The organism is Enterobacter sp. RHBSTW-00593 (assembly GCF_013784105.1).
GTDB classification, from domain to species: Bacteria; Pseudomonadota; Gammaproteobacteria; order Enterobacterales; family Enterobacteriaceae; genus Enterobacter; species Enterobacter ludwigii.
In genome coordinates this window covers 337915-356395 of record NZ_CP056393.1, presented here as the reverse complement: position 1 = coordinate 356395, position 18481 = coordinate 337915, and the positions used below count along the sequence as shown (strand labels likewise).

Genomic DNA, 18481 nt, shown 5'->3' with positions numbered 1-18481 from the left:
CGGGCCGCTCTGCGGCCCGTTTCATTAATGACCAATAGCCTTGCGTGATATAGTGAAGACTTTCGTGATGAGGAGGTCGACTTGTGAACACGCCTGATGCTGTTGTTGTCCTTTGTACCGCCCCTGATGAAGCCTCTGCCCAGGATCTCGCCGCCAAAGTGCTGGCCGAAAAACTGGCAGCCTGCGTGACGCTCCTTCCTGGCGCCACCTCCCTTTACTACTGGGAAGGTAAACTGGAGCAGGAGTACGAAGTCCAGATGTTGCTCAAAACCAATCTGGCGAACCAGCAGGCACTCCTGGACTGCCTCAAATCTCATCATCCTTATCAAACCCCCGAACTGCTGGTATTGCCAGTGGTCCACGGCGACAACGATTATCTCTCATGGCTCAACGCTTCCTTACGCTGATCCTGCTGCTGTGCAGCACATCAGTTTTTGCCGGGTTATTTGACGCTCCCGGCCGTTCGAACGTTATTTCTGCCGACCAGGCATTTGTTTTCGATTTTCAACAAGATCAGCATGACCTGAATCTTACCTGGCAGATAAAAGAGGGGTATTACCTCTATCGCAAGCAGGTCAGCATCACGCCTGCTCAGGCAAAGGTAGGCCCACTTCAGATGCCTGCGGGCGAGTGGCATGAAGACGAGTTTTTCGGCAAAAGTGAAATCTATCGCCAGCGGTTAAGCGTGCCCGTGGCGGTCAATCAGGCCGATAAAGGCGCCACCGTGACCGTCACGTATCAGGGCTGTGCTGATGCAGGCTTCTGCTATCCGCCGGAAACCAAAGTCATTCCGCTGAGCGAAGTTAAAGCGGCCGCCAGTATGCCTGCTCTTCCCGCAGGGGAGAGCACCGGGGTGAAGGACGACGGTCGCACAGCGCTGCCCTTCTCCGCCTTGTGGGCTTTACTGATTGGTATCGGCATCGCCTTCACGCCGTGCGTGCTGCCCATGTATCCGCTTATCTCCGGGATTGTCCTTGGCGGCAAGCAACGTCTTTCAACCGCACGCGCCCTGCTGCTGGCCTTTATCTACGTGCAGGGTATGGCGTTAACCTACACCGCACTTGGCCTCGTGGTTGCTGCTGCCGGACTGCAGTTCCAGGCTGCACTTCAGCACCCTTATGTGCTGGCTGGCCTGTCGATCGTATTTATTCTGCTGGCGCTGTCGATGTTTGGTTTTTTCAGCTTACAGCTGCCGTCCGCGTTGCAGACTCGCTTAACGCTGATGAGTAACCGTCAGCAGGGTGGTTCCCCGGGCGGCGTGTTCGTGATGGGTGCCATCGCCGGGTTGATTTGCTCACCGTGCACTACCGCGCCACTGAGCGCGATCCTGCTGTATATTGCCCAGAGCGGTAACATGTGGCTCGGCGGTGGTACGTTGTATCTCTACGCGCTGGGAATGGGTCTGCCATTGATTCTGGTAACGGTATTTGGCAACCGTCTGCTGCCCAAGAGCGGCCCGTGGATGGAGACGGTGAAAACCGCGTTTGGTTTTGTCATTCTGGCGCTGCCGGTGTTCTTGCTCGAGCGTATTATCGGCGACGTCTGGGGGATGCGCCTGTGGGCAATGCTCGGTGTTGCTTTCTTCTGTTGGGCGTTTATCACAAGCCTGGCAGCGAAAAAGCCGTGGATGCGTCTGGTGCAAATCCTCCTGCTCGCCGCCGCGCTGGTGAGCGTACGGCCACTGCAGGACTGGGCATTTGGCACACCCGCGGGACAAACGCAGGCGCATTTGAACTTCATCCAGATAAAGAACGTGGATGAACTCAACAGCGCACTGGCGCAGGCGAAAGGCAAACCGGTCATGCTGGATCTGTATGCGGACTGGTGTGTCGCCTGTAAAGAATTCGAAAAGTACACGTTTAGCGATCCGCAGGTGCAAGGTGCACTGAAAGAGACGGTTCTGCTCCAGGCAAACGTCACCGCCAACAGTACAGCGGATAAGGCACTGCTGAAGCAACTTAACGTGCTGGGTCTGCCAACCATTCTGTTCTTCAACGAACAGGGCCAGGAGCAGCCCGCACAGCGTGTAACCGGGTTTATGGACGCGACGGCATTCAGCGCGCATTTGCGCAATCGCCAACCGTAAACAACACTTGAAACGGGACAAACCGTTGGGAATAACGGAGGAGATAACCGTGCAACGCGAAGACGTACTGGGACAAGCCCTGCAATTACTTGAGATTCAAGGGATCGCCAGCACCACGCTTGAGATGGTAGCCGACCGTATTGATTATCCTCTGGATGAACTCATGCGCTTCTGGCCGGATAAAGAGGCGCTGCTTTACGATGCCCTGCGTTATCTCAGCCAGCAGGTTGATGTCTGGCGCAGGCAGCTGATGTTAAATGAAGAACTGACTGCGGAGCAAAAGCTGCTGGCGCGTTATACCGCCCTGAGCGAATGCGTAAGCAACAACCGTTATCCGGGTTGCCTGTTTATTGCCGCCTGCACCTTCTACCCTGACCCCGGCCATCCTATCCATCAACTGGCGGATCAGCAAAAGCGGGCGGCGCATGATTTCACGCACGAACTGCTGACCACGCTCGAAGTGGATGACCCGGCGATGGTCGCTAAGCAGATGGAGCTGGTACTGGAAGGTTGCCTGAGCCGCATGCTGGTAAACCGTAGCCAGGCCGATGTGGATACAGCACACCGTCTGGCCGAAGATATCCTGCGTTTTGCGCAGTGTCGTATGGGTGGTGCGCTGACGTAATCTGTCTGAAGAATTTGACCTGTTCGGCGCGTAAACCGTCAGATTGCCGCAAAGTTAAGCAGTTGAACGGCTTTTCCCGAAATAGTGTTGACGATCAGGCGCGATTGCGGTTTAATGCGCTCCGTTGCCCGGATAGCTCAGTCGGTAGAGCAGGGGATTGAAAATCCCCGTGTCCTTGGTTCGATTCCGAGTCCGGGCACCACTATTTAAAGAACCCAGCCTATGGCTGGGTTTTTGCTTTTCTGCGTCTGATAAACTCTCCTGTAACCACTCTCTGGTCACATCCTCGTAAACCTGTTCCTGCAGTATTTCATGGCGCTTAAAGTGGTCCTGTGCACGCTAAATTCCGTACTGATCTGAAGTGTTTGGGGGATCCTGAAGGGAGATGATGGGGTTTGGGGTTACCGTATCGTGGCTTCGCCTTGTCTGGCTGCACTCTTTGGGGTATTCAGATGTGTATTTCGCGCCCCAAAGCAAAAAACCCCGCACCATACGGTACGGGGTTCTTTTAATTGATGCCTGGCAGTTCCCTACTCTCACATGGGGAGACCCCACACTACCATCGGCGCTACGGCGTTTCACTTCTGAGTTCGGCATGGGGTCAGGTGGGACCACCGCGCTAAAGCCGCCAGGCAAATTCTGTTAATCTGTATCAGCTGAAAATCGTCTCTCATCGCCAAAACATCTTCGGCGTTGTAAGGTTAAGCCTCACGGTTCATTAGTATCGGTTAGCTCAACGCATCGCTGCGCTTACACACCCGACCTATCAACGTCGTAGTCTTCAACGTTCCTTCAGGAGACTTAAAGTCTCAGGGAGAACTCATCTCGGGGCAAGTTTCGTGCTTAGATGCTTTCAGCACTTATCTCTTCCGCATTTAGCTACCGGGCAGTGCCATTGGCATGACAACCCGAACACCAGTGATGCGTCCACTCCGGTCCTCTCGTACTAGGAGCAGCCCCCCTCAATTCTCCAGCGCCCACGGCAGATAGGGACCGAACTGTCTCACGACGTTCTAAACCCAGCTCGCGTACCACTTTAAATGGCGAACAGCCATACCCTTGGGACCTACTTCAGCCCCAGGATGTGATGAGCCGACATCGAGGTGCCAAACACCGCCGTCGATATGAACTCTTGGGCGGTATCAGCCTGTTATCCCCGGAGTACCTTTTATCCGTTGAGCGATGGCCCTTCCATTCAGAACCACCGGATCACTATGACCTGCTTTCGCACCTGCTCGAGCCGTCACTCTCGCAGTCAAGCTAGCTTATGCCATTGCACTAACCTCCTGATGTCCGACCAGGATTAGCTAACCTTCGTGCTCCTCCGTTACTCTTTGGGAGGAGACCGCCCCAGTCAAACTACCCACCAGACACTGTCCGCAACCCGGATCACGGGTCTACGTTAGAACACCAGCCATTAAAGGGTGGTATTTCAAGGTTGGCTCCACGCAGACTGGCGTCCACGCTTCAAAGCCTCCCACCTATCCTACACATCAAGGACCAGTGTTCAGTGTCAAGCTATAGTAAAGGTTCACGGGGTCTTTCCGTCTTGCCGCGGGTACACTGCATCTTCACAGCGAGTTCAATTTCACTGAGTCTCGGGTGGAGACAGCCTGGCCATCATTACGCCATTCGTGCAGGTCGGAACTTACCCGACAAGGAATTTCGCTACCTTAGGACCGTTATAGTTACGGCCGCCGTTTACCGGGGCTTCGATCAAGAGCTTCGCGTTGCCGCTAACCCCATCAATTAACCTTCCGGCACCGGGCAGGCGTCACACCGTATACGTCCACTTTCGTGTTTGCACAGTGCTGTGTTTTTAATAAACAGTTGCAGCCAGCTGGTATCTTCGACTGATTTCAGCTCCACCCGCAGGGGCTTCACCTACATATCAGCGTGCCTTCTCCCGAAGTTACGGCACCATTTTGCCTAGTTCCTTCACCCGAGTTCTCTCAAGCGCCTTGGTATTCTCTACCTGACCACCTGTGTCGGTTTGGGGTACGATTTGATGTTACCTGATGCTTAGAGGCTTTTCCTGGAAGCAGGGCATTTGTTACTTCAGCACCGTAGTGCCTCGTCATCACACCTCAGCGTTAACAAGGAACCGGATTTACCTGGAACCTCCGCCTACATGCTTAAACCGGGACAACCGTCGCCCGGCTAACATAGCCTTCTCCGTCCCCCCTTCGCAGTAACACCAAGTACAGGAATATTAACCTGTTTCCCATCGACTACGCCTTTCGGCCTCGCCTTAGGGGTCGACTCACCCTGCCCCGATTAACGTTGGACAGGAACCCTTGGTCTTCCGGCGAGCGGGCTTTTCACCCGCTTTATCGTTACTTATGTCAGCATTCGCACTTCTGATACCTCCAGCACCCCTCACAGGACACCTTCAACGGCTTACAGAACGCTCCCCTACCCAACAACACATAGTGTCGCTGCCGCAGCTTCGGTGCATGGTTTAGCCCCGTTACATCTTCCGCGCAGGCCGACTCGACCAGTGAGCTATTACGCTTTCTTTAAATGATGGCTGCTTCTAAGCCAACATCCTGGCTGTCTGTGCCTTCCCACATCGTTTCCCACTTAACCATGACTTTGGGACCTTAGCTGGCGGTCTGGGTTGTTTCCCTCTTCACGACGGACGTTAGCACCCGCCGTGTGTCTCCCGTGATAACATTCTTCGGTATTCGTAGTTTGCATCGGGTTGGTAAGCCGGGATGGCCCCCTAGCCGAAACAGTGCTCTACCCCCGAAGATGAATTCACGAGGCGCTACCTAAATAGCTTTCGGGGAGAACCAGCTATCTCCCGGTTTGATTGGCCTTTCACCCCCAGCCACAAGTCATCCGCTAATTTTTCAACATTAGTCGGTTCGGTCCTCCAGTTAGTGTTACCCAACCTTCAACCTGCCCATGGCTAGATCACCGGGTTTCGGGTCTATACCCTGCAACTTAACGCCCAGTTAAGACTCGGTTTCCCTTCGGCTCCCCTATACGGTTAACCTTGCTACAGAATATAAGTCGCTGACCCATTATACAAAAGGTACGCAGTCACCCCATAAAAGAGGCTCCCACTGCTTGTACGTACACGGTTTCAGGTTCTTTTTCACTCCCCTCGCCGGGGTTCTTTTCGCCTTTCCCTCACGGTACTGGTTCACTATCGGTCAGTCAGGAGTATTTAGCCTTGGAGGATGGTCCCCCCATATTCAGACAGGATACCACGTGTCCCGCCCTACTCTTCGAGTTCACAGCCTGTGTGCTTTCGTGTACGGGACTGTCACCCTGTACCGTGCGACTTTCCAGACGCTTCCACTAACACACAAGCTGATTCAGACTCTGGGCTGCTCCCCGTTCGCTCGCCGCTACTGGGGGAATCTCGGTTGATTTCTTTTCCTCGGGGTACTTAGATGTTTCAGTTCCCCCGGTTCGCCTCGTTAACCTATGTATTCAGTTAACGATAGTGTGACGGATCACACTGGGTTTCCCCATTCGGACATCGCCGGGTCAAAGGTTCATATCACCTCGCCGGCGCTTTTCGCAGATTAGCACGTCCTTCATCGCCTCTGACTGCCAGGGCATCCACCGTGTACGCTTAGTCGCTTAACCTCACAACCCGAAGATGTTTCTTTCGATTCATCACCGGTTTGCGAAAATTTGAGAGACTCGAACACACATTAACTGTGTGTCGTTTCAATTTTCAGCTTGATCCAGATTTTTAAAGAGCAAATATCTCAAACGTCACCCGAAGATGAGTTTTGAGATATGTCGGCAGGTGACTTTCACTCACGAACCAGCAAGTGGCGTCCCCTAGGGGATTCGAACCCCTGTTACCGCCGTGAAAGGGCGGTGTCCTGGGCCTCTAGACGAAGGGGACACTGAAGTCTCAATCGCAAGACGCCTTGCTATTTACTTTTCATCAGACAATCTGTGTGAGCACTACAAAGGCAGGTTCTTTAAGGTAAGGAGGTGATCCAACCGCAGGTTCCCCTACGGTTACCTTGTTACGACTTCACCCCAGTCATGAATCACAAAGTGGTAAGCGCCCTCCCGAAGGTTAAGCTACCTACTTCTTTTGCAACCCACTCCCATGGTGTGACGGGCGGTGTGTACAAGGCCCGGGAACGTATTCACCGTAGCATTCTGATCTACGATTACTAGCGATTCCGACTTCATGGAGTCGAGTTGCAGACTCCAATCCGGACTACGACGCACTTTATGAGGTCCGCTTGCTCTCGCGAGTTCGCTTCTCTTTGTATGCGCCATTGTAGCACGTGTGTAGCCCTACTCGTAAGGGCCATGATGACTTGACGTCATCCCCACCTTCCTCCAGTTTATCACTGGCAGTCTCCTTTGAGTTCCCGGCCGGACCGCTGGCAACAAAGGATAAGGGTTGCGCTCGTTGCGGGACTTAACCCAACATTTCACAACACGAGCTGACGACAGCCATGCAGCACCTGTCTCAGAGTTCCCGAAGGCACCAAAGCATCTCTGCTAAGTTCTCTGGATGTCAAGAGTAGGTAAGGTTCTTCGCGTTGCATCGAATTAAACCACATGCTCCACCGCTTGTGCGGGCCCCCGTCAATTCATTTGAGTTTTAACCTTGCGGCCGTACTCCCCAGGCGGTCGACTTAACGCGTTAGCTCCGGAAGCCACGCCTCAAGGGCACAACCTCCAAGTCGACATCGTTTACGGCGTGGACTACCAGGGTATCTAATCCTGTTTGCTCCCCACGCTTTCGCACCTGAGCGTCAGTCTTTGTCCAGGGGGCCGCCTTCGCCACCGGTATTCCTCCAGATCTCTACGCATTTCACCGCTACACCTGGAATTCTACCCCCCTCTACAAGACTCTAGCCTGCCAGTTTCGAATGCAGTTCCCAGGTTGAGCCCGGGGATTTCACATCCGACTTGACAGACCGCCTGCGTGCGCTTTACGCCCAGTAATTCCGATTAACGCTTGCACCCTCCGTATTACCGCGGCTGCTGGCACGGAGTTAGCCGGTGCTTCTTCTGCGGGTAACGTCAATTGCTGCGGTTATTAACCACAACACCTTCCTCCCCGCTGAAAGTACTTTACAACCCGAAGGCCTTCTTCATACACGCGGCATGGCTGCATCAGGCTTGCGCCCATTGTGCAATATTCCCCACTGCTGCCTCCCGTAGGAGTCTGGACCGTGTCTCAGTTCCAGTGTGGCTGGTCATCCTCTCAGACCAGCTAGGGATCGTCGCCTAGGTGAGCCGTTACCCCACCTACTAGCTAATCCCATCTGGGCACATCTGATGGCAAGAGGCCCGAAGGTCCCCCTCTTTGGTCTTGCGACGTTATGCGGTATTAGCTACCGTTTCCAGTAGTTATCCCCCTCCATCAGGCAGTTTCCCAGACATTACTCACCCGTCCGCCACTCGTCACCCGAGAGCAAGCTCTCTGTGCTACCGTTCGACTTGCATGTGTTAGGCCTGCCGCCAGCGTTCAATCTGAGCCATGATCAAACTCTTCAATTTAAGTTTGATGCTCGTGAATTAAACTTCGTAATGAATTACGTATGTTCACTCAGAGACTTGGTATTCATTTAGTGTCCGGAGACATTAAGAATCCATGTCACTTTGAGTGCCCACACAGATTGTCTGATAAATTGTTAAAGAGCAGTTGCGACGCGGCTTACAGCTCACCGTCGCGAGGTGGCGTATATTACGCTTTCCTCTTTCAGAGTCAACCCTGAAATTCAGGATTTTTTCTCTTCAACCGACCGGGTTATCTGTGAAGTGATTCACATCCGCCGTGTCGATGGAGGCGCATTATAGGGAGTTCTCAGCAGGCCGCAACCTAAAAGTTGCAAAAAGATGACTGACTGCTGTATTCCCCAGCAAAACCCCGCTTTATACCCTTTTACGCACAGACTTATCCACAATTGAGGCGGGATCTCTGTGCGATCCTACGGATTAACAGGCAAGATCAACTATACTAGCGACAAATATTCCCCCACCAGGCCACCCCATGACCACACAACAACTGACGCGTGACTGGCGCCTTCCTACAGCAGGCATCATGTTGCTGGCGATCCTCTTAGCCGGGTTTACCCTGCATACGCACTGGAACACCTTTCTTCAGTGGTGCCTTGCCACGCAAATTACCCTGCACCGTTATCTGGTGATGTACCTGCTCCAGCTTAACAACCACCAGTACAGCGGCGGGTTATGGCTATTAACCGGCGCCTTCTTCTATGGCGTGTTGCACGCCATCGGGCCGGGGCATGGGAAATTCATTGTGACGACCTACCTCACGACAAATAAAGAAAGCGAACGGGCCGCCCGGGTCGTTCCTTTTCTTGGCAGCCTGATGCAGGGCGTCAGCGCCATTCTCTTTGTCTTTATTCTGGCGGTAGGGTTTAACCTCGCATCGGGGGATATCAGTACCAGCCGCTGGTACGTCGAGAAGATCAGCGCGGTGCTCATCGGTGCATTTGGTGTATTTGTCATTTACCAGGCGCTGAAAAGCCTGCGACCTCGCCGGATGGTTATCTCAGCCATCACGCCCCTTCATCAACATAATGAACACTGTGGTTGTGGTCATCACGGTGTAGGTGCAGATCTGGCGCAAGGCGACTGGAAAACCCGGTTGGGCGTCATACTGGCGATTGGTGCGCGCCCGTGCAGCGGGGCGATCATGATCCTGATGTTTTCAAATGCGCTGGGTATTGTTACCTGGGGGATGGCCGCGGTCATGACCATGTCGCTGGGAACGGCGTTGTCGATTATGGGCCTGTCACTGGCGGTACGTTATGCCCGAGAGCGGACGGTGGCCTGGTTTGGCGGCGGGGCTTCACTCAGCTGGCTGGTTCCGGTCTTTAAAATAGCCGGAGGGATAGTCCTGATCCTGTTCGCGACCGTGCTGTTCCTGACGGTACTCCCCATCAGCGCCAATGGCGATTACATCGCCGCAGGCTGTTAATAAAAGAAAACCCGCCAACGGCGGGTTTTTTTATTACTCGTTGATTCGTGGATGCTGGTCCACCAGGCGGGAGCGTTTTTGCTGCAGCTCTTCAATCTCTGCATCAATGTCTTCAATCTTCTGCTCTACATTATCGTAGTGTTCGCGCAGGATCTCTTTCGCTTCCTGGATATCAGACGCCGCAGGCGTGGCCCCTTTAAGAGGACGATTCGCCGTCTCCTTCATGGTAATACCGGTAATCAAACCAATCACCGCGATAACCATCAGGTAATAAGCCGGCATCATCAGGTTCTGCGTACTTTCCACCAGCGAGGCGGCAAGCGTCGGGGTCAGACCGGCAATCAGCACCGAGATGTTAAAGGCAGCCGCCAGCGCACTGTACCGAATGTGTGTCGGGAACATTGCAGGCAGCGTCGAGGCCATCACCCCGATAAAGCAGTTGAGGATCACCGCCAGCATCAGCAGACCGGCAAAAATCAGCCCCAGCACATTACTGTTAATCAGAATAAAGGCCGGGATTGCCAGGGCAAACAGCGCGACACTCCCCAGAATAATGAACGGTCGACGGCCAAAGCGGTCGCTCAACAGCCCCATAATCGGCTGCACAAACAGCATACCCACCATGATGGCGATAATAATCAGCACACCGTGGTCTTCTGAATAGTGCAGGTTATGCGACAGATAGCTCGGCATGTAGGTCAACAGCATGTAGTAGGTCACGTTCGTGGAGATGACCAGACCAATACAGGTCAGCAGACTGCGCCAGTGCTTCGTCGCAATCTCTTTAAAGGAGACTTTCGGGCCATCCTGCAGCCCTTCTCGGTCGCCCTGCTCCAGCTTCTCAACGTGCTGCTGGAACGCCGGCGTTTCTTCAAGAGCATGACGCAGGTAAAGACCGATAATCCCTAACGGCAGCGCCAGGAAGAACGGAATACGCCAGCCCCAGGAGAGGAAGTTCTCTTCACCGACGACGGTAGAAATCAGCACCACCACGCCCGCACCCAGGACAAACCCGGCAATCGAGCCGAAGTCCAGCCAGCTTCCCATAAAGCCGCGCTTACGGTCCGGGGAATACTCTGCGACAAAAATAGAGGCACCCGTATACTCACCGCCTACGGAGAAGCCCTGGGCCATCTTACAAAGCAGCAGCAGAATCGGAGCCCAGATGCCGATGCTGGCATAGGACGGTATCAGGCCGATACAGAACGTACTGATCGACATAATGACAATGGTGATAGCAAGGATCTTCTGGCGACCATATTTATCGCCAAGCATACCGAAGAACAGACCACCCAGCGGGCGAATCAGGAAGGGGACGGAGAACGTACCCAGCGCGGCAATCATCTGCAGACTGGGGTCGGCGCCGGGGAAGAACACTTTACCTAACGCATAGGCCACAAAGCCGTAAACACCAAAATCGAACCATTCCATCGCATTACCCAGCGAGGCGGCGGTGATCGCTTTGCGCAGTTTGGCGTCATCAATAATGGTGACGTCGCGAAGCGTGATGGGTTTGATTTTTTTCCTTCTGAGCATAGCTATCCTCGTAGACTCGGCCCTGTCCGTTTCACAGTCCCGTATGCGATCTGTGAACCATGGGATCCGCTCCATGCGAATCGCCTTATTCAAGCGTAGCAGGTTTACTTACATTGACGTTTTACGTCGATACAACCGAACCTGTTGACGCCTGCCTGGGCAGTTAATGACCTTTTTACCCTACCAGCGTTTATATTTGTGATCAACTTCACACATATATTTATGTTACGTCAGCTGGCTGCAGTTTTTGTCAATTAGCGCAAATCTACACGTTCTCAATCGCCATAAAAACACATCCTCACACACGTCATTATTTCCCGGACAACGGAAAATGAAACCCCATTACTTCACATCAGATTTACATAAATTCTAACCCTCCGACGCGCGTTTAAAACGTTTACGTCAATATGTGATGCAGATAACTAAAACACTGTTTTATTTTCATTGAATCATCATTCCAATGATCGCATGATAATTCCGAATACCACATTCCCGGTGCTGTGGCACCGCGTTTACCAGTATCGCTTTTTTAGTTTTATTGCATGGGTAATGACACCATCGAACCCAAAGACATTCAATTCATTGAATTTATTGATTTATTTTTTAGTTTTTGCCGCCCGCCATGCGGGATACGATTTGAGGGTTATCTATGAAGATTAAAGCCACGATTGAACGCATACCGGGCGGTATGATGCTGGTTCCGCTTGTACTGGGCGCTATCCTGAATACCCTGGCTCCTGAAACCGGCGCTTATTTTGGCGGGTTCACAAAAGGGATGATTACGGGCACCGTTCCCATTCTGGCCGTCTGGTTCTTTTGTATCGGCGCCTCAATTAATTTACGGGCAACAGGCACCGTATTACGGAAATCCGGCACGCTGGTGATTACGAAAATTGCCGTGGCCTGGGTAGTGGCAATGATCTGTGCGATGTTCATTCCGGAGAATGGAATTCAGACCGGATTCTTCGCCGGATTATCGGTTCTGGCAATTGTCTCTGCGATGGATATGACCAACGGCGGTTTGTATGCCAGCCTGATGAACCAGTACGGCACCAAAGAAGAGTCAGGTGCATTTGTCCTGATGTCTCTGGAGTCCGGCCCGCTGATGACCATGCTGATTCTGGGCTCTGCTGGCCTGGCGTCCTTTGAACCCCACCACTTTATCGGCGCGATCCTGCCCTTCCTGATCGGTTTTGCTCTGGGTAACCTGGATCACGATCTGCGTGATTTCTTCAGCAAAGCCACACCGGTGCTGATCCCGTTCTTCGGTTTTGCGCTGGGTAACACCATCAACCTGAATGTCATCCTCGATACGGGTCTGCTGGGTATCGTGCTGGGCGTGGCGGTTATCATCATCACCGGTATTCCGCTGATTATTGCCGACCGGGTCATTGGGGGAGGAAACGGAACGGCGGGGATCGCCGCCTCTTCAGCCGCAGGTGCAGCCGTGGCCAACCCGGTAATCATTGCGCAGATTAACCCGGCTTTTGAACCGGTGGCCGCGTCCGCGACGGCACTGGTTGCAGCCAGCGTGATTGTAACTGCGATTCTGGTTCCCATCATCACCGCACTGTACGCAAAACGTGTCGGACATGTTGCTGAGGTTCAGACAGAGCCTAAGCCTGTTGAAACACACCACTAACCGGTGCTCCCCCTCCCGGTGAGAGGGGGATTTCAGCCACCAAAAATCTCTTCCACCATCCCATCCACAAGCCGTTTTGCCGAGCACAGCCTCGGCATACCCAGCGCGACAGTGTGCCAGCTTTGCGTCACCGACCAGCTCACCGGATGGTTATCCGCCTGACACCAGTCGCCCAGCCAGCCGAGCATGTCTTTATGATCTATCAATCCCGGCGACGCGGGCGTTGTCAGCCACTGATGGTAGAAATGGCGGGTGGAAGGAGAAGCGTTGATGCCCTGCGCAAGATAGTTTGCCGCCATACTGCGTAAGTTATCCTTGAGCATCGCCGCCACGTCTTCATTCGCCAGGCGACAGGCATCACCAAATGCGCCCCAGCGCAGCTCTTCCAGGACGACATAGCAACGCCCGGCCAGCGACCAGCCATCGTAGTGGCCGGCTCGCCAGCGGGTAAAAATTTGTTCACTGTGCTCACCCGCCTGCACCGTCAGCCCTCGCTGGGAGAGCGCCTTCTCTTTATAGGCGGCTCGTTGCGTAAAATGAGCGGAAAGCTCAGCGTACTGCTGAATCAGGCCGGGCGACTGCTGGGCCCGCGGGTTAGTCTGCTGACGCAGCGCAATCAATTTGTCTGCCATCAGCGTCAGCGCAAGGTGCCCGGGGTCAAGCATACCGGCCAGCTTTTCCGCCAGCCCCAGGCGCAGCGCCGCATTTTCATTAAGCATACCCGCCATCGCCCAGGGCCGTAGCCGGGTATGCGTCATGATCTCCTGGGTCAAACGCTCACGAAACTGCAGCTGTTGTGGTCCCGGGTGGGGATGACGCGCCGCGTCCACCCCCTGAACCAGATCGACCATAAATTTTGGATGAATACACTCCAGCGTTCGCCCGGGGCCGTCCAGTAGTTGTGTTGTCATGGTTGTTCTGCCGCGAATAGGGTTTGAATATCATCGCGTAACAGTCGGGTATCTTCCTGTATCCACGTCGCAGTCGTGATACTTTGCTTTAACAGCTGGCTGAGCGCTCGGGTCGAATGCTCATTTTGCTGACGTACTGCGAGGCTATCACGCAAACTTTCCTGTAACCCGGTCAGGCATAACGAAAATTCCGCAAAGAACGTTGCCATCCCCGCCGTAACAGAGACATCGACCTGGGCGGTCAAAGCTTTACGGATTTGTTCACAGAACTGATCGATATGCTGCTTGAATTTTTCATGCAGCTGTTCAATGTCAATGACATAGCGTGTGCGTGCAACAACATAATCTTCCCAGCCCCAGCCCGGGTTATTCAGCCAGCGAGAGACGGTTTCACGCATGCTCGCCGCGCCCGCTGGCTGGCCTGCCGGGCGGTGATCCTGCGCAATGGCATCGTTAAACAGCGCCCGGGTGTTGAAGTTAAGTTGATGCGCCTGAAACGCCGGGAAGCTTATCCGCGCGCGAAAACCCGCATGGCTGAGTTGTTCTTTAATACGCGTTTCGATTGGCCGCATGGCTTCATTCAGCGAGCGCGCCAGCGTCGACTCCAGTTGATCGAAGCGTAACGCCAGCTCCCGGCCGATCTTCGTCTGCGCATCCAGCATGATCAGCTCGCAGGAGGAGCGGATTTTACTCAGCGCAATTTGCGCCTGCCCTTCATCATCCAGTACCAGCTGTTTCAGCGCCTGCGGCTCGTCACGGCGAAGATCCCGCGGTTCGATGCCCGCCAGGTCGAGAACAGAGCGGGCGCTAAACACATGGCTAATCGCCTGCTGGAGTGAAGTATTCTGCGACATCATAAAGTCAGCGGTGGCGTTAAGCGCCTGCTCCACTTCATGCTTCACTTCGTCGCTCACCACGCGCTGACGCGTATGCAGTAGGGCCATGTCCTCTTCCAGGCGCGCGATATTCAATTCCAGCGCCTCAAAAGCGACCGTCAGCCCCTGGTAGCGGAAGTCGAGGTACTCCCGGGCATTTTGGGCGTAGTTAAGCAGCTTATGCGACGCCGAACGCAGAGCGAAGAGCGATGCATTGGCATAGGCGGCATAAATAAGCTTGCGGATCGGCTGTTCAAATAACGAATCTTCCCACAGCAAATCGGCAGCATGACGAATATGGTCGATGTCGTCCAAATCCTCCGTACGCCAGCGGCGTCCCAGCGCGGCTTCGGCAAAATCCTGAACCCAGCGCTGCTCCTTGTGATCCGGTAGCTGACCGTGGGTAGTCATCTCATAACGGGCGCGGTTCGCCAGATACGCCCACATCGACGAAACGGGATAAATTTGCCCCGGCGAAATATTCCCTTTCATTAAGGTGCCCGAGATCATCGCTTTAACCTGTTCTTCATCGTCGCTGTTACGATCTTTCTGATCGAATTTATTGACCAGCGCATACAGCGGCACCGATTTACCGGCGACTGAAATGGCCTGCCGGACCTCTTGATCGGAAATCGATTTGAGCTGGGTGTAATCCATCACCGCCAGCACCGCCGACGCGCGAGATAACTGCTCGCTCAGCATTTTTTGCAGATGCGGTTGCCCGGCCTCATTCGGCCCGGGGGTATCAAGCAGCGTCAGTTGCCCAAGGTGGGCATCCAGACCCGCGAGATGCACGAACTCCACTTCAATCACCGGAATGTGTTCGATGGCCGCATATTCAGAGAACGGAAATTCGACGCCCAATGCCTGTGAGAGCCTCACCAGGTCGTTAAGGCTTTTCAGACAATGAAATATCGGCTGCGCACCAAGGTGATGCTTCTCGAAAGCCTCACCTTTTTCAATTCTTTCCAGCAGCGTAATCATGTCCTTATCAATTTCCAGACGCTGCGCCAGCTTACCGCGATCGTAATCGCAGAGCTTTTTCTGTAACAGGAGGATTAATTCATCGATAGGAGAGACGTGAGCAAAATGGAGCACCGGCTCTTTCTGACCCGGCGTATGACGGATCAATGTCGGAAGCGCCGTCATCGGTCGGTTGCGGTTCGGCAACACTTCGGTTCCGACAATGGCATTAATGGTGGTCGATTTCCCCGCTTTCATGGTGCCCACAATTGCCAGCACCATTTCCAGACGGGTTATTTTCCGTAATTCATTATTCAGCATAGCCTGCTGGGCTTCGACACCCCGCGCACTAAAATGCAAAGGTAAGACGTTGTTCTTTTCACCCGTAATGGCTGCGGCGGTGCTTTCCAGCTTCGCCGTCGGCATTGATTTCAACGTATCAAGATTTTGCAGGGCGAGCTGTAACAAACGCTCTGCTTCCTGGCTTAATTCAAAAATGGTCTGTGTGTGCATGATAAAAGCCTTTCCTTAACGCAAATTTATTACTTTTATTAAGCCACTGGTTTTAATTATGTTGTTCAGGCTTATATGATCACGTGTGGAAAACATGTTCACCGAAATATAACTGATTGAAGATAATCAGAAATAAATCGCTATCCTTGCATGGCGTGTAAAGCTTCCCTCTGGCATGACAGCCAAAAGATAAAAGCCTGGCCCATTTTTAAGAAACTTCAGGATATATCATCATTATTTAACCACCTAAAAAGAGAGGTAATGCGTCACCGCCATAAGATATGAATGACGGGGAAGTCAGGAGATAAATAACAATGTGTCGCTTCACCTTATCCGAAATGGAGGTGCGTAGCAATTTGCTGCAATAAAATATTCGATATATTTACTGCCATTTCTTTCCACCGTGTTAATGCCGTCAGCATCGCTTAACTGACTGACAGGAAATGTCACTGGCGACACGCTTTTTGCTTTTTTTTTAAATAGAATATCACCGACAACGGTGTGGATTTGCGTTATACTTGCCCCCTTTTTCGGCACCCAGCCGTCATTTTGCTGGCACTTTCCAGCGTGTTACGCACTTTTTGAGGATAACCTTATGCAACTCCCACACTGCCCGAAATGCAATTCTGAATACACCTATGAAGATAATGGCATGTTCATCTGCCCGGAATGCGCTCACGAATGGAATGACGCCGAGCCGTCGCACGATACTGATACGCTTGTTGTAAAAGATGCGAACGGTAATCTGCTGGCTGATGGCGACAGCGTCACCGTGATTAAAGATTTGAAGGTTAAAGGCAGCTCTTCCATGCTGAAGATCGGCACTAAAGTGAAGAATATCCGTCTGGTAGAAGGCGACCATAATATTGACTGCAAAATTGACGGCTTTGGCCCGATGAAACTGAAATCAGAGTTTGTGAAAAAGAACTGATTTACCCGCCCGGTGGCGCTTCGCTTACCGGGCTGGCGAGAACTACACTTAACGGGCTCTTCTTACGTGAGGTATAGATTATGCCGTTAAGTCCCTACATCTCTTTCGCCGGTAACTGTGCCGAGGCCTCCGCCTTTTATCAGCACGCCGTCGGCGCAGAGCTCCTCTATAAAATCACCTTCGGTGAAATGCCAAAAGGCGACAGCAGCGAAGAAGGCTGTCCGTCTGGCATGCAGTTTCCGGATTCGGCGATCGCCCACTCGAATGTTCGCATTGCGGGCAGCGATATCATGATGAGTGATGGGCAGCCGCCCGGCAGCAAAGCGCAGTATGCCGGGTTCACGCTGGTGCTGGACACCCAGGACGTGGCGGAAGGCAAACGCTGGTTCGACAATCTGGCCGCGGAAGGCCATATCGAAATGGCCTGGCAGGAGACCTTCTGGGCGCACGGTTTCGGTAAAGTCACCGACAAATACGGCGTGCCGTGGATGATTAACGTCGTTAAGCAACAGCAGTGATCTTCTGGCGGTGGGCAGTCTGCCCCCGCCTGTCATCAAACTCCCCTCAACTCTTCAAACTCCCGCAACCGAGACTTAACCCAAATGTCATATTGATGCGCCAGCATGAGGCCACATTTATTGTGAGGCCCAGCATATGCAAACTGTTATCCGCGTCGAGAAACTGAGCAAGACCTTTCATCACAACAAGGCCCTGCATGCCGTTGATCTGACCGTCCAGCAGGGCGAAATGGTGGCGCTCCTGGGGCCATCCGGCTCTGGTAAATCCACCCTTATGCGTCATTTAAGCGGCCTTATCACCTGTGATAAGACCTCAGAAAGCCACGTCGAGCTGCTGGGCAACACCGTGCAGCGTGCAGGACGCCTGGCGCGGGATATCCGCAAAAGCCGCGCCCAGACGGGCTATATCTTCCAGCAGTTCAACCTGGTCAATCGCCTGACGGTACTGGAGAACGTGCTGATTGGCGCGCTCGGCAGCACCCCGTTCTGGCGTACCTGTCTGCGCTGGTTCTCCCCGTCTCAAAAGCAGGAAGCGTTGCAGGCGCTGACCCGCGTCGGAATGGCGCATTTCGCCCACCAGCGCGTCTCCACCCTGTCCGGTGGACAGCAGCAGCGCGTGGCTATCGCCCGTGCCCTGATGCAAAAAGCGCAAATCATTCTTGCCGATGAACCCATTGCCTCGCTGGACCCGGAATCGGCTCGCATCGTGATGGAAACCCTGCGCGACATCAACCTCAACGACGGCATCACCGTGGTGGTGACGCTGCACCAGGTGGACTACGCCCTGCGCTATTGCGAGCGCATCGTCGCGTTGCGTCAGGGGCATGTGTTCTTTGATGGCCCAAGCCATCAGTTTGATAACGACCGTTTCGACCATCTCTACCGCAGCATTAACCGCGTCGAAGAGAACGCGCAGGCTGCTTAATTAAAACCGATCC

11 protein-coding genes, 2 tRNA genes and 3 rRNA genes are annotated in these 18481 nt (G+C 53.5%); 9 read left to right on the top strand and 7 right to left on the bottom strand.

The window, feature by feature from the left end; all coding sequences use genetic code 11:
* Positions 1-83: 83 nt before the first annotated feature.
* From cutA to HV242_RS01650, 4 genes are all read left to right on the top strand, one after another.
* A complete protein-coding gene (gene cutA, locus HV242_RS01665; RefSeq protein ID WP_014168278.1) occupies positions 84-407 on the top strand; it encodes a divalent cation tolerance protein CutA in 324 nt (107 codons plus the stop codon).
* Complete coding sequence (locus HV242_RS01660) at positions 383-2086, top strand: protein-disulfide reductase DsbD (RefSeq protein WP_050737606.1); 1704 nt, start codon at positions 383-385, stop codon at positions 2084-2086. The genes cutA and HV242_RS01660 overlap by 25 nt, the downstream gene beginning before the upstream one ends.
* Before the next feature lie 49 nt (positions 2087-2135).
* A complete protein-coding gene (locus HV242_RS01655; protein ID WP_020882970.1) occupies positions 2136-2711 on the top strand; it encodes a transcriptional regulator in 576 nt (191 codons plus the stop codon).
* Between the two features lie 126 nt (positions 2712-2837).
* Positions 2838-2913: transfer RNA gene (locus HV242_RS01650), tRNA-Phe, on the top strand.
* A gap of 315 nt (positions 2914-3228) precedes the next feature.
* Here HV242_RS01650 and rrf read toward each other — a convergent pair.
* From rrf to HV242_RS01630, 4 genes are all read right to left on the bottom strand, one after another.
* Positions 3229-3344 (bottom strand): 5S ribosomal RNA (rrf, locus tag HV242_RS01645).
* 64 nt (positions 3345-3408) lie between these two features.
* Positions 3409-6314, bottom strand: a 23S ribosomal RNA gene (locus HV242_RS01640).
* Positions 6315-6506: 192 nt separating this feature from the next.
* A tRNA-Glu gene (locus HV242_RS01635) sits at positions 6507-6582 on the bottom strand.
* 85 nt (positions 6583-6667) lie between these two features.
* A 16S ribosomal RNA gene (locus HV242_RS01630) occupies positions 6668-8207 on the bottom strand.
* Together the 16S, 23S and 5S rRNA genes with 1 tRNA gene alongside form the textbook arrangement of a ribosomal RNA operon.
* Before the next feature lie 493 nt (positions 8208-8700).
* Between HV242_RS01630 and HV242_RS01625 the strand changes: the two genes are divergently transcribed.
* Positions 8701-9654, top strand: a complete 954-nt coding sequence (locus HV242_RS01625; protein WP_047355931.1) for a nickel/cobalt transporter — start codon at positions 8701-8703, stop codon at positions 9652-9654.
* A gap of 33 nt (positions 9655-9687) precedes the next feature.
* On the opposite strand, the gene proP is transcribed toward HV242_RS01625, so the two are convergent.
* The gene (proP, locus tag HV242_RS01620) at positions 9688-11190 is read right to left on the bottom strand and encodes a glycine betaine/L-proline transporter ProP (protein WP_020882807.1); all 1503 of its coding nucleotides are present in this window, start codon (positions 11188-11190) and stop codon (positions 9688-9690) included.
* Positions 11191-11839: 649 nt separating this feature from the next.
* Here proP and kdgT point away from each other — a divergent pair.
* Positions 11840-12832, top strand: coding sequence for a 2-keto-3-deoxygluconate transporter (gene kdgT / locus HV242_RS01615; RefSeq protein WP_014168273.1), 993 nt, complete (start codon positions 11840-11842; stop codon positions 12830-12832).
* Between the two features lie 32 nt (positions 12833-12864).
* Here kdgT and HV242_RS01610 read toward each other — a convergent pair whose 3' ends face one another.
* Positions 12865-13743 carry a diguanylate cyclase regulator RdcB family protein gene (locus tag HV242_RS01610; protein ID WP_014168272.1) on the bottom strand — a complete coding sequence of 293 codons (879 nt, stop codon included), beginning with the start codon at positions 13741-13743 and terminating at the stop codon, positions 12865-12867.
* Positions 13740-16094 (bottom strand): clamp-binding protein CrfC, encoded by a 2355-nt coding sequence (gene crfC / locus HV242_RS01605; protein WP_020882809.1) that lies wholly within the window; start codon positions 16092-16094, stop codon positions 13740-13742. The genes HV242_RS01610 and crfC overlap by 4 nt, the downstream gene beginning before the upstream one ends.
* A 595-nt stretch (positions 16095-16689) precedes the next feature.
* On the opposite strand from crfC, the gene HV242_RS01600 reads away from it, so the two are divergent.
* The 3 genes from HV242_RS01600 (at position 16690) to phnC (ending at position 18468) form a co-directional block, all read left to right on the top strand.
* Positions 16690-17025, top strand: a complete 336-nt coding sequence (locus HV242_RS01600; RefSeq protein WP_020882810.1) for a zinc ribbon domain-containing protein YjdM — start codon at positions 16690-16692, stop codon at positions 17023-17025.
* An 80-nt stretch (positions 17026-17105) separates the two neighbouring features.
* Positions 17106-17543 carry a VOC family metalloprotein YjdN gene (gene yjdN, locus HV242_RS01595; RefSeq protein ID WP_014168269.1) on the top strand — a complete coding sequence of 146 codons (438 nt, stop codon included), beginning with the start codon at positions 17106-17108 and terminating at the stop codon, positions 17541-17543.
* A 136-nt stretch (positions 17544-17679) separates the two neighbouring features.
* A complete protein-coding gene (gene phnC / locus HV242_RS01590) occupies positions 17680-18468 on the top strand; it encodes a phosphonate ABC transporter ATP-binding protein (protein WP_014168268.1) in 789 nt (262 codons plus the stop codon).
* The last annotated feature ends 13 nt before the right edge of the window (positions 18469-18481 follow it).

What these genes read in the sequence shown, in the direction of transcription:
- kdgT (WP_014168273.1), top strand. Translation starts at nt 11,840, where the DNA reads ATGAAGATTAAAGCCACGATTGAACGCATACCGGGCGGTATGATGCTG.
- crfC (WP_020882809.1), bottom strand. Translation starts at nt 16,094, where the DNA reads ATGCACACACAGACCATTTTTGAATTAAGCCAGGAAGCAGAGCGTTTG.
- proP (WP_020882807.1), bottom strand. Translation starts at nt 11,190, where the DNA reads ATGCTCAGAAGGAAAAAAATCAAACCCATCACGCTTCGCGACGTCACC.
- HV242_RS01625 (WP_047355931.1), top strand. Translation starts at nt 8,701, where the DNA reads ATGACCACACAACAACTGACGCGTGACTGGCGCCTTCCTACAGCAGGC.
- HV242_RS01610 (WP_014168272.1), bottom strand. Translation starts at nt 13,743, where the DNA reads ATGACAACACAACTACTGGACGGCCCCGGGCGAACGCTGGAGTGTATT.
- yjdN (WP_014168269.1), top strand. Translation starts at nt 17,106, where the DNA reads ATGCCGTTAAGTCCCTACATCTCTTTCGCCGGTAACTGTGCCGAGGCC.
- HV242_RS01600 (WP_020882810.1), top strand. Translation starts at nt 16,690, where the DNA reads ATGCAACTCCCACACTGCCCGAAATGCAATTCTGAATACACCTATGAA.
- phnC (WP_014168268.1), top strand. Translation starts at nt 17,680, where the DNA reads ATGCAAACTGTTATCCGCGTCGAGAAACTGAGCAAGACCTTTCATCAC.
- HV242_RS01660 (WP_050737606.1), top strand. Translation starts at nt 383, where the DNA reads ATGGCTCAACGCTTCCTTACGCTGATCCTGCTGCTGTGCAGCACATCA.